The sequence below is a fragment of the Burkholderia sp. MSMB1459WGS genome, from assembly GCF_001534535.1.
In the GTDB taxonomy this organism is placed as follows: domain Bacteria; phylum Pseudomonadota; class Gammaproteobacteria; order Burkholderiales; family Burkholderiaceae; genus Burkholderia.
In genome coordinates this window covers 81,227-94,565 of the sequence record NZ_LPMU01000087.1, presented here as the reverse complement: position 1 = coordinate 94,565, position 13,339 = coordinate 81,227, and the positions used below count along the sequence as shown (strand labels likewise).

Annotated in this window: 15 protein-coding genes and 1 pseudogene; 4 read left to right on the top strand and 12 right to left on the bottom strand. The window is 66.9% G+C overall.

The window, feature by feature from the left end; translation table 11 throughout:
- The 4 genes and pseudogenes from WT97_RS31785 to WT97_RS35080 all read right to left on the bottom strand — a co-directional run.
- Window positions 1-197, bottom strand: a pseudogene (locus WT97_RS31785) (aspartate aminotransferase family protein); the annotation flags it as partial.
- 34 nt (window positions 198-231) lie between these two features.
- On the bottom strand, window positions 232-1,569 hold the full coding sequence (locus WT97_RS31780; protein WP_034208577.1) for a glutamine synthetase family protein: 1,338 nt from the start codon (window positions 1,567-1,569) through the stop codon (window positions 232-234).
- 28 nt (window positions 1,570-1,597) lie between these two features.
- Window positions 1,598-2,383 carry a gamma-glutamyl-gamma-aminobutyrate hydrolase family protein gene (locus WT97_RS31775; RefSeq protein ID WP_060355120.1) on the bottom strand — a complete coding sequence of 262 codons (786 nt, stop codon included), beginning with the start codon at window positions 2,381-2,383 and terminating at the stop codon, window positions 1,598-1,600.
- A gap of 283 nt (window positions 2,384-2,666) precedes the next feature.
- On the bottom strand, window positions 2,667-2,849 hold the full coding sequence (locus WT97_RS35080; protein WP_006488040.1) for a hypothetical protein: 183 nt from the start codon (window positions 2,847-2,849) through the stop codon (window positions 2,667-2,669).
- 455 nt (window positions 2,850-3,304) lie between these two features.
- Between WT97_RS35080 and WT97_RS31765 the strand changes: the two genes are divergently transcribed.
- On the top strand, window positions 3,305-3,856 hold the full coding sequence (locus WT97_RS31765) for a cupin domain-containing protein (protein WP_059793572.1): 552 nt from the start codon (window positions 3,305-3,307) through the stop codon (window positions 3,854-3,856).
- 88 nt (window positions 3,857-3,944) lie between these two features.
- Window positions 3,945-5,435: an aldehyde dehydrogenase gene (locus tag WT97_RS31760; RefSeq protein ID WP_059793489.1), complete on the top strand. Its 1,491-nt coding sequence runs from the start codon at window positions 3,945-3,947 to the stop codon at window positions 5,433-5,435.
- 72 nt (window positions 5,436-5,507) lie between these two features.
- Here the strand turns inward: WT97_RS31760 and WT97_RS31755 are convergent, their stop codons facing one another.
- Window positions 5,508-5,708, bottom strand: a complete 201-nt coding sequence (locus tag WT97_RS31755; RefSeq protein ID WP_059793491.1) for a heavy-metal-associated domain-containing protein — start codon at window positions 5,706-5,708, stop codon at window positions 5,508-5,510.
- 330 nt (window positions 5,709-6,038) lie between these two features.
- On the opposite strand from WT97_RS31755, the gene WT97_RS31750 reads away from it, so the two are divergent.
- Together WT97_RS31750 and WT97_RS31745 are read left to right on the top strand one after the other, a co-directional pair.
- The gene (locus tag WT97_RS31750) at window positions 6,039-6,371 is read left to right on the top strand and encodes a cupredoxin domain-containing protein (protein WP_059506479.1); all 333 of its coding nucleotides are present in this window, start codon (window positions 6,039-6,041) and stop codon (window positions 6,369-6,371) included.
- A gap of 12 nt (window positions 6,372-6,383) precedes the next feature.
- Complete coding sequence (locus WT97_RS31745) at window positions 6,384-7,220, top strand: FTR1 family protein (protein ID WP_059506477.1); 837 nt, start codon at window positions 6,384-6,386, stop codon at window positions 7,218-7,220.
- 85 nt (window positions 7,221-7,305) lie between these two features.
- Here the strand turns inward: WT97_RS31745 and WT97_RS31740 are convergent, their stop codons facing one another.
- From WT97_RS31740 to WT97_RS31710, 7 genes are all read right to left on the bottom strand, one after another.
- Complete coding sequence (locus WT97_RS31740; RefSeq protein ID WP_059506475.1) at window positions 7,306-7,524, bottom strand: hypothetical protein; 219 nt, start codon at window positions 7,522-7,524, stop codon at window positions 7,306-7,308.
- Window positions 7,524-7,991 (bottom strand): hypothetical protein, encoded by a 468-nt coding sequence (locus WT97_RS31735; protein ID WP_059506490.1) that lies wholly within the window; start codon window positions 7,989-7,991, stop codon window positions 7,524-7,526. The genes WT97_RS31740 and WT97_RS31735 overlap by 1 nt, the downstream gene beginning before the upstream one ends.
- Before the next feature lie 69 nt (window positions 7,992-8,060).
- A complete protein-coding gene (locus WT97_RS31730; RefSeq protein WP_060355119.1) occupies window positions 8,061-8,381 on the bottom strand; it encodes a DNA-binding transcriptional regulator in 321 nt (106 codons plus the stop codon).
- Window positions 8,382-8,554: 173 nt separating this feature from the next.
- Entirely contained in the window at window positions 8,555-10,372 is a 1,818-nt protein-coding gene (gene glmS, locus WT97_RS31725; protein ID WP_059793497.1) for a glutamine--fructose-6-phosphate transaminase (isomerizing), read from the bottom strand.
- Window positions 10,373-10,426: 54 nt separating this feature from the next.
- Entirely contained in the window at window positions 10,427-11,788 is a 1,362-nt protein-coding gene (gene glmU, locus WT97_RS31720; RefSeq protein WP_060355118.1) for a bifunctional UDP-N-acetylglucosamine diphosphorylase/glucosamine-1-phosphate N-acetyltransferase GlmU, read from the bottom strand.
- 135 nt (window positions 11,789-11,923) lie between these two features.
- Window positions 11,924-12,919: a tRNA 2-thiocytidine(32) synthetase TtcA gene (ttcA, locus tag WT97_RS31715; protein ID WP_060355117.1), complete on the bottom strand. Its 996-nt coding sequence runs from the start codon at window positions 12,917-12,919 to the stop codon at window positions 11,924-11,926.
- Complete coding sequence (locus tag WT97_RS31710) at window positions 12,916-13,320, bottom strand: dihydroneopterin aldolase (RefSeq protein WP_027785625.1); 405 nt, start codon at window positions 13,318-13,320, stop codon at window positions 12,916-12,918. Before WT97_RS31710 ends, ttcA begins: the two co-directional genes overlap by 4 nt.
- Window positions 13,321-13,339 lie beyond the last annotated feature (19 nt).

The window sequence follows — 13,339 nt, the reverse complement described above, 5'->3', positions numbered from 1 at the left end:
TAGACGCCGTCGGCCTTCACGATCACGCGGCTGCCCGCGCGATTGAGCGCGCCCATGTCCGAGAACGGGTGGATGTGATGCGCGGCGTCGAGCGCGCGGTATTCGGCGGTCGAGCGTGCCTGCGTCGCGCGCGGCGCGGCGGCCGTGGCGGTCGGCGCGGCCGGCTGGATCCAGGCCGATTCATTGCGGTAAGTCATGTTTCCTCCGTGATTCCGTATGCGGTTGGCACGCTTACACGTGCAGCAGCAGATGGCGGCGTTCCCACGAGCTGATCACGCGGAAGAACGCTTCGTATTCGGTTTCCTTCAGCGCGAAATACGCTTTCAGGAACTTGTGCCCGAGGATCTCGCCGAGCGGCTCGCACGCGGCCATCAGCGTCAGCCCTTCCTCGAGGTTGCGCGGCAACTGGTACGGCAGGCTGTAGCCGTCGCTGACGAGCGGCTCGGTCGGCTCCAGGCGCTGCGTCATGCCCAGATAGCCAGCCGCGAGCGTCGCCGCGAGCGCGAGGTACGGGTTGCAGTCGACGCCCGGGATGCGGTTTTCGATGCGGCGTGCGGCCGGGCCCGAATGCGGGATGCGGAACCCCACCGTGCGGTTGTCGTAGCCCCACTGCACGTTGATCGGCGCGGCCATGAAGCGCGACAGGCGGCGATACGAGTTGATGTACGGCGCGAAGATCGGCATCAGCGCCGGCGTGTACTTCTGCAGCCCCGCGAGATAGTTGTAGAACATCGACGTCGCGCCGCCTGTTTCCGGCGACGTGAACAGGTTCTGGCCCGTTTCCTCGTCGACGATGCTCTGGTGCACGTGCATCGCCGAGCCCGGTTCGTCTTCCATCGGCTTGGCCATGAACGTCGCGTACATGTTGTGGCGCAGCGCGGCCTCGCGCACCGTGCGCTTGAACAGGAACACCTGGTCGGCCAGCGACAGCGCGTCGCCGTGCATGAAGTTGATCTCCATCTGCGCGGCGCCGACTTCGTGGATCAGCGTATCGATGTCGAGGTTCTGCGATTCGCAGTACTCGTAGATGTCCTCGAACAGCGGATCGAATTCGTTGACGGCCTCGATCGAATAGGACTGGCGGCCCGTTTCGGGGCGGCCCGTGCGGCCGACCGGCGGGCGCAGCGGCAGGTCGGGGTCCTTGTTCATGTCGACCAGATAGAACTCGAGCTCGGGTGCGACGACCGGCTTCCAGCCCTTTGCCTTGTACAGGTCGAGCACGCGGCGCAGCACGTAGCGCGGCGAGATCTCGACCGGCGAGCCGTCGAAATGCACGCAATCGTGGATCACCTGTGCGGTCGGGTCGACGGCCCACGGGATCAGGCGGATGGTCGACGTGTCGGGCACGCACACCATGTCGGGGTCGGTCACGCCGGTCAGCGAGCCGTCTTCCGGATAGTCGCCGGTGACGGTCTGCACCATCACGGCCTGCGGCAGCCGCATCGATTCGCCGGACGTGAACTTGTTGCGCGGCGTGATCTTGCCGCGCGCGATGCCGGCCATGTCGGGAATGATCGCTTCGATCTCGGTAATCCGGTGCTGCTTCAGAAAGCCTTCGATGTCTTGCATGTCTGTTCTCGTTGTCTGGTTGGCGCGCTCATGCGAGCGCGGCGGCGGCCATGGCACGCGTGCGTTCGGCGCGGCGGGCGCGGCACGCATCGCCGAACGCGCGGAAGATCGCGCTCGACAGCGGGTCCTGCGCGTGTCGCCATTCCGGATGCCACTGCACGGCCAGCGCGAACGCGGGTGCGTCAACGACGCTCACGGCCTCGATCAGGCCATCCGGCGCGACGGCCTCGACGGCGAGGCCGGAGCCGAGCTGCGCGACGCCCTGCTTGTGCAGCGAGTTCACGTGCACTTCGTCGCGGCCGCCGGCGAGCGCATGCAGTTGGCCGCCGGGCGTCAGGCGCACGACGTGCGCGGGGCCGTATTGCGTATCCATCGGCGCGTCGTCGTCCTCGCGGTGATCGGCGAAGCCGGGCACTTCATGTACGCGCTGGTGCAGCGTGCCGCCGCAAACGACGTTCAGCTCCTGGAAGCCGCGGCACACGGCGAGCACGGGCACGCCCGCGACGATGGCCGCACGCAAGAGCGGCAGCGTCGTCGCGTCGCGGGCGGGGTCGTGCTTCGTGCCGGGCTCGCTCGGCTCGCCGCCGTACCGATGCGGCTCGACGTTCGAGTAGCTGCCGGTAAACAACAGCCCGTCCACGGCGTCGAGCACGTCGGCAGTCGACTGCCGTTCGCCGAGCGCCGGCAGCACCATCGCGAGCGCTTGCGCGCCGTCGACGATCGCGGCCACGTATTTGTCGCCGACCGTATGCGACGCGTGCGCGCCGATCTGGGTGAAGTCGGCGGTGATGCCGACGAGAGGTTTCCTTTCCATGACGTCAATCAGTAATCCGTAGGGACGTGACGCACGTCGGCCCGAATGCGGCAAAACGCGGGCGCGACACGACCCCGCAGCCGGGCGTTGGGCGCACGGCCGCTGGTGAATGGGCGCAACGGGATGGCGTGGCGATCCGCGCTGCGCGCGACGGTCAGGCCGTCGTTCGTTTCATCGCGATACGCGACGCCGCAACGAATGCGCGAACGCGTTCCGTCACCGCACGGACGATGCGGTTGGCGAATCGACGGACGAAACGAACGACGTGAAGAAAGGAGAGGCGCTACGGCAGCAGCGACGCCACTTCGTCGGTATCGACGGCGACGAATGCGCGTGCGGAAACGGCGTTGTGGCGCCGAACGGAACGACGGGACAGGATGGTGTAGATCGACAGGTGAAGCAGGCGAGGACTATGCCAGCCGCAACTGCCGTCGGAAGCGGGAACGGCGCTGCGCAAACTTCGCACATCGCCTCGATCCCACCTCACCAGAGGGCCACGGACTCTCACGATTACACTCGACTGGTTTGTTGAAAGTATTGAACACCTGATCGTTTCGACGCGCGGGGCGTTTAAAATAATCAAGGTGCCGGCCCGGCGTCATGTGCATTGACGGGCATCGACTGCTGCGTTGCGATAACGCTTTTCGAGGCCTGTGAAAGCCTGATGACGCTGACCTGAGAGCCAGCATATACGAGCCAATAACGGCGTCAAATGTTTTTTAATGGTCCTGCATCAGGGCTTTCCCGAGCAGTGCGAACAAAAGATTCGCAAAAGGAATGGTCGGCGCGCCGTTCATTATTTCGAACGCCTTTCAGGGTTTTCCCCGCTGATGTGCGGCATAAAGTGATTAGAATATTCAACGGCTGTCCCATGCGTCGTTTCACTTTGTCATCGCACTTATCGTGTCCGAAACCGAATCGATGTCCACCGAAGTCGCCGAGCGCCTGCGTTTCGTGCGCAACAAGCATGGCCTGTCGCAGCGCGAACTCGCGAAACGCGCCGGCGTCACCAACGGCACGATCTCGCTGATCGAACAGGGCCGCGTGAGCCCGTCGGTCGGGTCGCTGAAGAAACTGCTCGAATGCATCCCGATGAGTCTTGCGGAGTTCTTTACGTTCGAGCTCGTCGAATCGCGCGCGGTCGTGTCGCGTCGCGACGAGATGCCGAACCTCGGCAACGATTCGCTCGCGTTTCACCTGGTCGGCGCGAACGTGAAGGATCGCAACATGTGCATCCTGCGCGAGATTTACCAGCCGCTGGCCGACACGGGGCCCGAGATGCTCGTGCATGCGGGGCACGAGGGCGGCGTCGTCGTGTCCGGCCGGCTCGAGCTGACCGTCGACGGCGCGACGTGGCTGCTCGACCCCGGAGACGGCTACTACTTCGAAAGCCGCTTGCCGCATCGTTTTCGCAATCCCAGCGCGGAACTGCTCTGCGAGATCGTGTCGGCCAATTCGCCGGCGACCTTCTGACCGCGCGTCACCGCATTCGCCGCCGGCCGGCTGCGCGCCAGGCGCGCGGCGCACCGCATCGCGAATGCCAAACCATTGAGGCATCCTGATGAACAAGTTGACTTTGGCTGACTGGCAAAACAAGGCGGCGTCGCTCGCGATCGAAGGGCGCGCATTCATCGATGGCGCATCGCGCGACGCGCACGACGGCAGGACGTTCGACTGCGTGAGCCCGATCGACGGCCGCGTGCTGGCGAAGGTCGCCGACTGCGGCGAAGCGGACGTGAACGCCGCCGTCGCGGCGGCCCGCCGCGCGTTCGACGCAGGGGTGTGGGCCGGCCTGAACCCGCGTGCGCGCAAGGCCGTGCTGCTGCGCTGGGCCACGCTGATGCGCGAGCATCTCGACGAACTGTCGCTGCTCGAAACGCTCGACGCGGGCAAGCCGATCGGCGACACGACGACGGTCGACGTGCCGGGCGCCGCATACTGCGTCGAATGGTTCGCCGAGGCGATCGACAAGGTCGGCGGCGAGGTCGCGCCGGCCGATCATCATCTCGTCGGCCTCGTCACGCGCGAACCGGTCGGCGTGGTGGCCGCCGTCGTGCCGTGGAACTTCCCGATCCTGATGGCCGCATGGAAATTCGGTCCCGCGCTCGCGGCCGGCAACAGCGTCGTGCTGAAGCCGTCGGAGAAATCGCCGCTGACCGCGATCCGCGTCGCGCAGCTCGCCTTCGAGGCCGGCATGCCGGCCGGCGTGTTCAACGTCGTGCCGGGCGCGGGCGAACCGGGCAAGCTGCTCGCGCTGCATCGCGACGTCGACTGCATCGCGTTCACCGGCTCGACGGCGGTCGGCAAGCTGATCATGCAGTACGCGGCGCAGTCGAACCTGAAGCGCGCGTGGCTCGAGCTCGGCGGCAAGTCGCCGAACATCGTGTTGCCCGACTGCCCCGATCTCGACCGCGCGGCGCAAACGGCGGCCGGCGCGATCTTCTACAACATGGGCGAGATGTGCACGGCCGGCTCGCGGCTGCTCGTGCATCGCGACATCAAGGACGCATTCATCGAGAAGCTCGTCGCGGCCGCCCGCGCGTACGTGCCGGGCAATCCGCTCGATCCGTCGGTATCGATGGGCGCGATCGTCGACGGCGTCCAGCTCGAACGCGTGCTCGGTTATATCGAGGCGGGGCGCAGCGAAGGCCGGCTCGTCACCGGCGGTGCGCGCGTGAACGCGGAAACGGGCGGCTTCTACGTGGAGCCGACGGTGTTCGAGGTGAAGCCCGATGCGAAGATCGCGCGCGAGGAAATCTTCGGGCCGGTGTTGTCGGTGATCGTGTTCGACGACGTCGACGAGGCCGTCAGGATCGCGAACGATACCGAATACGGGCTGGCCGCGGCCGTGTGGACGTCGGACCTGACGACCGCGCACGACGTGTCGCGCCGGCTGCGTGCAGGTACCGTGTGGGTGAACTGCTATGACGAGGGCGGCGACATGAACTTTCCGTTCGGTGGCTACAAGCAGTCGGGCAACGGCCGCGACAAGTCGCTGCATGCGCTCGAGAAGTACACCGAACTGAAGTCGACGCTGATCCGGCTGCGTTGACAGGCCGCCGGATGCGGGCGCGTCGCCGTCCGGCGCTGCGCCCGCAATGACCTCCGCGGCCCTGGGCGCGCGTTACGCGGTGCGCAGTGCGGGATGGAAGCCGGCGGCTTCGATGATCGACCGCACGCGCTCGACGCCTTGCGCCGAGTCGACCTTGACGATCTTCGCCGCGACGTCGATGTCGAGCTTCGCGGCGGGGTCGGCGGCGGTCACCGCACGTGTGATGGCGTTGGCGCAGCCGCCGCAGGTCATGTCCTGGACTTCGAATTCCATCGTGTTCTCTCCGGTGAGTGATTGACGAGTACGTTCAGCATGAAGCTTGCCACGGTGGGAAGGTCAAGCGTCGCATGCGGTTGATGGCATCGCATCGGCGATTTGTAATGCTGAGGTCTGACGAATGGTCATTTGCGCGCGCGGGTCAGTCCGAATTTTTCCCGATTGACGACTGCACATTGTCGGCTAATTCTCGCGGAGCCTTGCGCGACAAAGCGCACTTGGGATCGACGGCGTACGATTTCCATGATCGAAGTGAGGGTACTGCGAGGTGAAAATGCGAATCGATCTTAGTATCGATTCCCTTCAATATTTCCGTTCATTACGCACATGACCCGTTTCGCTATCGGTTTCGCACTGGCCCTGCTGGGCGCCTCGGCCGCGTCCGCCTTCGCTGCCGACGATGTCGTCAACCTGACGTTGAAGGACCACAAGTTTTCGCCCGAGGGCGTGACGATCCCCGCCGGCAAGAAGGTGAAGTTCGTCGTGAAGAACCTCGATGCGACGCCCGCTGAATTCGAAAGCGACGACTTCAAGGCGGAGAAGGTCGTGCCGGCCGGCAAGTCGGTCGAGATTCTGGTCGGGCCGCTGAAGGCCGGGACCTACGAGTTCCACGACGAGTATCACGAAGCGCAGTCGAAGACGCATCTGACCGTCAAGTAAGCCGATACCGACATGCTGTCTACTGCCCTGATCGTCTTTCGTGAAGTGCTCGAGGCCGCGCTGGTGGTCTCGATCGTGATGGCCGCCACGAAGGGCGTGCCGCGGCGCGGCTGGTGGGTAGGCGGCGGGCTGGTCGGCGGCGTGGTCGGCGCCGGCCTGATCGCGGCGTTCGCCGACGCGATCTCGCAATGGGCGTCCGGCATGGGCCAGGAAGTCTTCAACGCGGGCGTGATGTTCGTCGCGACGCTGATGCTCGCGTGGCACTGCATCTGGATGAGCCGGCACGGCCGCGAAATGGCGCTGCACATGGGGCAGGTCGGGCGGGCCGTCGCCGAAGGCAGCCGGCCGCTGACGGGCCTCGCGATCGTGGTCGGCGTCGCGGTGCTGCGCGAGGGGTCCGAGGCCGTGCTGTTCCTGTACGGGATCGCGGCGGGCGACCCGGGCCAGACGCCGCAGATGATCGCCGGCGGGCTGCTCGGCGTGCTCGGCGGCGCCGGGCTCGGCTACGCGATGTATGCGGGCCTGCTGCAGATTCCGTTGAAGCGCCTGTTCTCCGTCACCAACGGGCTGATCGTGCTGCTCGCCGCGGGCATGGCGAGCCAGTGCGTCGGCTTCCTGCTGGCCGCCGGCCTCGTGCCGTCGTGGGGCGATGCGGTCTGGGACACGTCGTGGCTGCTCAAGGAGTCGAGCATCGTCGGCAAGGCGCTGCATACGCTGATCGGCTATACCGCGCGTCCGGCGGGCATCCAGATCGCCGCGTACGTCGCGACGCTCGCGGCGATCGTCGTGCTGGCACGGCTCGTCGGCCGGCCGCGGCAGACGGTGAGGCCGCCGCGCGCCGCGGCGTGAGTGTCTCCGGGCTTCCCGGTTCGAATGAAAGAAGGGGCGTCATGGACGCCCCTTCTTTCATTCGGGATGCATGCGGCGGTGTCGGTCAGGCGTGGTTGTCGATCCACGCGCGCGCCCATTCGAGTCCCGCCTCGCGCGCGTCGTCCTCGGTGTCGAACACGCCGAGCACGCCCGAGGCCTCGACGAGCCGGTTGTTCTGCGTGATCGTGCCGCTCGCCGCGAAGCGCTCGGGCTGCATGATCTCCTCCTGCTGCAGGATCGCATGACCCCAGATCTGGTAGCCGCGGTAGGTCTGCGCTTCCATTATCGGGTCACCTTCGCGGAGCGGCCTTGTGTGCCGACTTGCAGCACGTTGCCGTCCGGCGTGTATTGACGCGGGATGTCGGAGAAGGTGAGCGCGCGCGTCGTGTCCGGCGCGGCGGGCTGCATCACCGTGAGACGCCCGGGCGCGGGTTGCGCAACGGGGCGCGGGGCGGCCGGAGTGTCGGTCGCGGCGGCCGCCGGGCGGTGCGAGCCGGCCTTCATGGCCTGCGCGACGCGGCGCTTGTGCGGTTTCGCGGCGGCCTTCGGCGTGGCGCTCGCGTGCTTCTCCGCGCTCTTGCCGGTGCGCGCGTCGGCGCCCGGGCGGGCGGCCGGTGTGCGGGCATCCTGCGCCCGAGCCGCGGGCTGACGCGCCTCGGGCGGGTTCCAGACCTCGACGTAGTGCTCGGCGGCCCAGCCCGTCGACGCGAACGTCAGCGCCAGCAATCCGCATCCAAACAGTCTTACCATTGTCTCTCCGTCATATTCGTTGCGGCGCGCCCTGCCGGGGCCGACCCTGTGCATTCGGGGAATGCCGGCTCAGGAGAACACCTCGAGCCCGTGTTTCTCGACGATCTGGAGCATGCGCGCGGCGATGCCGCTCGGCCGCTTGTCGCCCTGTTCCCATTGGCGGATCGTCGACGTCGTCGTGTTCAGGTAGAGCGCGAACACGCTCTGGCTGACGTTGACCGACTTGCGAATGCGGGCGATCGCTTCCGGAGCGAATTGCGGCGCGGCTTCGATGCAGAGATCGTCGTATTCGCGCATCGTCTTCTTGTCGATCAGGTTGGCGCGATAAAGCCCCGATGCGGCGCTGTGGACCGCCTCCGTCGCGTCGCGCTTGAATCGCGTTTTAGCCACTGCAAATCTCCACATGAAGACGCGTCGTACGGAAGCGGGCCTGTCGAGCCGGCCGGGCGTGGCACTGGATTATATGCCACTAAGTGGTACCTATTTCGACCTGGCCGGATGGCCTGCCGCACGCCGATGCGACGCCCGGACGGACCGGCGACGGCCCGTCCGGCCAGGCAGCCTTACTCCACCGTCACCGATTTCGCGAGGTTGCGCGGCTTGTCGACGTCGGTGCCGCGCGCACACGCGGTGTGATACGCAAGCAATTGCAGCGGCACGACGTGCAGGATCGGCGACAGTTGCCCGTAGTGTTCCGGCATCCGGATCACGTGCAGGCCGTCGTCGTTGACGATCTGCGTGTCGGCATCGGCGAACACGTACAGCTCGCCGCCGCGCGCGCGCACTTCCTGCATGTTCGACTTCAGCTTCTCGAGCAGCGTGTCGTTCGGCGCGACCGTGACGACCGGCATCGCTTCCGTGACGAGCGCGAGCGGCCCGTGCTTCAGCTCGCCGGCCGGATAGGCCTCGGCATGGATGTACGAGATTTCCTTCAGCTTGAGCGCCCCTTCGAGCGCGATCGGGTAGTGCAGCCCGCGGCCGAGGAACAGTGCGTTTTCCTTGCGCGCGAATTCCTCCGACCACGCGATGATCTGCGGCTCGAGCGCGAGCACGCTGTTCAGCGCGGCCGGCAGGTGGCGCAGCTCCTTCAGGAATTGCGCTTCCTGCGCGGCGTCGACGTGACCGCGCAGCTTGCCGAGCGTCGCGGCCAGCACGAACAGCGCGACGAGCTGCGTCGTGAATGCCTTCGTCGACGCGACACCGATCTCGGTGCCTGCGTGCGTCAGGAACTGCATGTCGGTCAGGCGCACCATCGCGCTCGTCGCGACGTTGCACACGGCGAGCGTATGCGTGTGGCCGAGCGACTGCGCGTGCTTGAGCGCCGCGAGCGTGTCGGCCGTCTCGCCCGACTGCGAGATCACGAGCACGAGCTGGCGCGGGTTCGGCACCGACTCGCGGTAGCGGTATTCGCTCGCGATCTCGACCTGGGTCGGGATCTTCGCGATCGATTCGAGCCAGTACTTCGCGGTGAGGCCCGAGTAGTAGCTCGTGCCGCACGCGAGGATCAGCAGGCTGTCGATCTGCGCGAACGCGGCGGGTGCGGCGTCGCCGAACAGCGTCGCGTCGAAGGCGTCCGTCTGCGGCACGGTGTCGCCGATCGCGCGCGGCTGCTCGAAGATTTCCTTCTGCATGAAGTGGCGATAGGGCCCGAGCTCGACCGCGCCGCCGTAGGCGCTGACGACGCGGATTTCGCGCTGCACGGTGGCGCCGTGGCGATCGACGATCGTTACGCCGTCGAGCGACAGCTCGCACACGTCGCCTTCCTCGAGGAACGTGAAGCGGTCGGTGCTGCCCGCGAGCGCGAGCGCATCGGACGCGAGGAAGTTCTCGCCGTCGCCGTGGCCGACGACGAGCGGCGAACCCTGGCGCGCGCCGACGACGGTGTGCGGCTGGTCCTTGTGAATCACGGCGATCGCATACGCGCCGTGCAGCTGGTGCACGGCTTCGCGCACCGCGTCGAACAGGTTGCCGCGGTACAGGCTGTGCACGAGGTGCGCGATCACTTCGGTGTCGGTCTGCGACACGAATTCGTAGCCCTTCGCGCGCAGCGCTTCGCGCAGCGGCTCGAAGTTCTCGATGATGCCGTTGTGCACGAGCGCGAGCGCGTTCGACGAGAAGATCGGGTGCGCGTTGTGCGTGACGGGCGCGCCGTGCGTGGCCCAGCGCGTGTGGGCGACGCCGGTCGTGCCTTCGAGGTGCGTCTCGCGCACCTGCGCGTCGAGATCGGCGACGCGCGCGACGCTGCGCGCGCGCTTCGGCGCGCCCGGTTCGAGCACGGCGACGCCGCACGAGTCGTAGCCGCGGTATTCGAGGCGCCGCAATCCTTCGATCAGCACCGGGACGATATTACGTTGCGCAACTGCGCCGACAATGCCGCACATGTATGGTCAATCCTGTCAGTCGACGCGGGCGCCGCGCGGGCGCCCGCAAAAGGTTCAGCTCTTCTTCTTGACCGGGCGGACGTAGCCGCTCTTCGCGGTCTGCGTCTTCTCGTTCAATGCGAGGACGCCTTCGGCGACGTCCTTCCAGATCGTCGTGCCGGCGGCGATCGTCACGCCGCGGCCGACGCGCACGGGCGCGACGAGCTGCGTGTCGGAGCCGACGAACACGTCGTCCTCGATCACGGTGCGGAACTTGTTCGCGCCGTCGTAGTTGCAGGTGATCGTGCCCGCGCCGATGTTCACGCGTGCGCCGATGTCGGCGTCGCCGATGTACGTGAGGTGATTCGCCTTCGAGCCGTGGCCGATCACCGCGTTCTTCACCTCGACGAAGTTGCCGACGTGCGCTTCGTCCGCGAGCTGCGCGCCGGGGCGCAGCCGCGCGTACGGGCCGATCACGGTGTGCGCGCCGAGCTCGGCGCCGTCGATGTGCGTGAACGCGTCGATGCGCGTGCCCGCGCCGATCGACGCGTTGCGGATCACGCAGTTCGCGCCGACGGTTACGTTGTCGGCGAGCGTCACGTTGCCTTCGAACACGCAGTTCACGTCGATCGACACGTCGCGGCCGCAGCGCAGCGTGCCGCGCACGTCGACGCGCGCCGGATCGGCGAGCGTGACGCCGTCGGCGAGCAGCGCATCGGCGACGTTACGCTGGTGAATGCGCTCGAGCTCCGCGAGCTGCGCCTTGCTGTTCACGCCGAGCGTTTCCCATTCGTCGTCGGGCTGCGACGTGACGACCTCGAAGCCGGCCTCGATCGCGAGTTCGACGACGTCGGTCAGGTAGTACTCGCCCTGCGCGTTTTCGTTCTTCAGCGCGCCGAGCCACATCGACAGCTGGGCCGTCGGCGTGACGATGATGCCGGTGTTGATCTCGGCGATCTTCAGCTCTTCCGGCGACGCATCCTTCTGCTCGACGATGCGCGTGACGAAGCCGGCCGCGTCGCGCACGATGCGGCCGTAGCCGGTCGGCTCGTCGAGCGTGACGGTCAGGATCCCGTAGCGGCCTTCGCGCGCGGCATCGACGAGGCGCCGCAGCGTCGACGCGCGCGTGAGCGGCACGTCGCCGTACAGCACGAGCGTCGGCTGGGCGGGATCGAGCAGCGGCAGCGCCTGACGGACCGCATGGCCGGTGCCGAGCTGCTCGGCCTGCACCGCGAACTGGACGTCGGGTGCGGCGACGGCGGCCTGGACCTGCTCGGCGCCGTGGCCGACGACGACGACGAGCCGGGACGGCTGCAGCGTGCGCGCGGTGTCGATGACGTGGGAGAGGAGCGGCCTGCCGGCCAGGGGGTGAAGCACTTTCGGCAGCGCGGAACGCATGCGCTTGCCGGTGCCTGCCGCCAAAATCACGATATTCATGGCGCGCGCTTGGTCAGGGAGTTCGAAGCCGTCCATTTTAGCATGCGGCCCCCGCCGTTCCGGGCCTGCCGCAGCGGGCGCGCCACGCCGGAAAGGGCGCTCGGCGCCCGCTTCCGGCGGGTGTTCGGGCCCTGCTTACAGGTCGTCGAACTGGACGATCGAGATCGGTTGCGCGGCGCCCGGCGCGGCCGAGTCGTCGCCCGACGCGCACGGCTCCTCGTCGAACGCGATGTCGCCTTGCGGATCGGCTTCGCCCGTCGCGCGCAGCGACTGGAACGGGTACAGCGTCGTGTCCATCAGGTGCGACGGCACGACCTTCGCGAGCGCGTTGAACATGTTGTCGACGCGGCCCGGGAAGCGCTTGTCCCATTCGCGGATCAGCGCCTTCATTTCCGCGCGCTTCAGGTTCGGCTGGCTGCCGCACAGATTGCACGGGATGATCGGGAATTCGCGCAGCTCCGCGTATTTCTCGAGATCGGTTTCCTTCACGTACGCGAGCGGGCGGATCACGATGTTCTTGCCGTCGTCCGACTGCAGCTTCGGCGGCATCCCCTTCAGCTTGCCGCCGTAGAACATGTTGAGCAGCAGCGTCTGCACGATGTCGTCGCGGTGATGGCCGAGCGCGATCTTGGTCGCGCCGAGCTCGCCGGCCACGCGGTACAGGATGCCGCGGCGCAGCCGCGAGCACAGCGAGCAGGTCGTCTTGCCTTCCGGCACGAGCCGCTTGACGATGCTGTAGGTGTCCTGGTTCTCGATGTGGAACGGCACGCCGACCTGTTTCAGGTATTCGGGCAGCACGTGCTCGGGGAAGCCCGGCTGCTTCTGGTCGAGGTTCACCGCGACGATGTCGAAGTCGATCGGTGCGCGCTCGCGCAGGCGCAGCAGCACGTCGAGCATCGCGTAGCTGTCCTTGCCGCCCGACAGGCACACCATCACCTTGTCGCCCTGCTCGATCATGTTGTAGTCGCCGATCGCCTGGCCGACCTGGCGCACGATCCGCTTGAACAGCTTGTTGTTCTCGTACGCTTCCTTCTGCTCGCGGCGCGTCAGCGCCTGGCGGCCGGCCGGGGCGGCGGCTTCGTCCAGCGTGGCGGCGTCGGCCGCCGTGTCGTTCATGTGGGGGGCGTTCATGCGCGCTCCTCGTCCTTGATGCGAAAGACTTCGACGCCGACGGCGTCGCAGTCCGGATAGGCGTCCGGTTTCTCGGTACGGACGCGTACCGCGCGCACGGCATCGTGCGCCAGCAGGTGCGCGGCGATCGAGTCGCACAGCGTTTCCTGCAGGTGGATGTGGCCGCGCGCGAGGCATTGCGCGACGCTCTGCTTCATCAGATCGTAGTCGACGACTTCGTGCAGCCGGTCGTCGACGGGCGTCGACTGCGCGAGCGGCACGAACAGGTCGACGTTGATGACGACGCGCTGCTCGCCGCGCTTCTCGTGTTCGAAGGCCCCGATGTTGATGTGCACCTCGTAGTCGCGCAGGTAGAGCCTGCGGCAATCCGCGAGGCGGGGGTGCAGGAGAGCGGAAAACATGGTCGTCCCAGTCAAATTG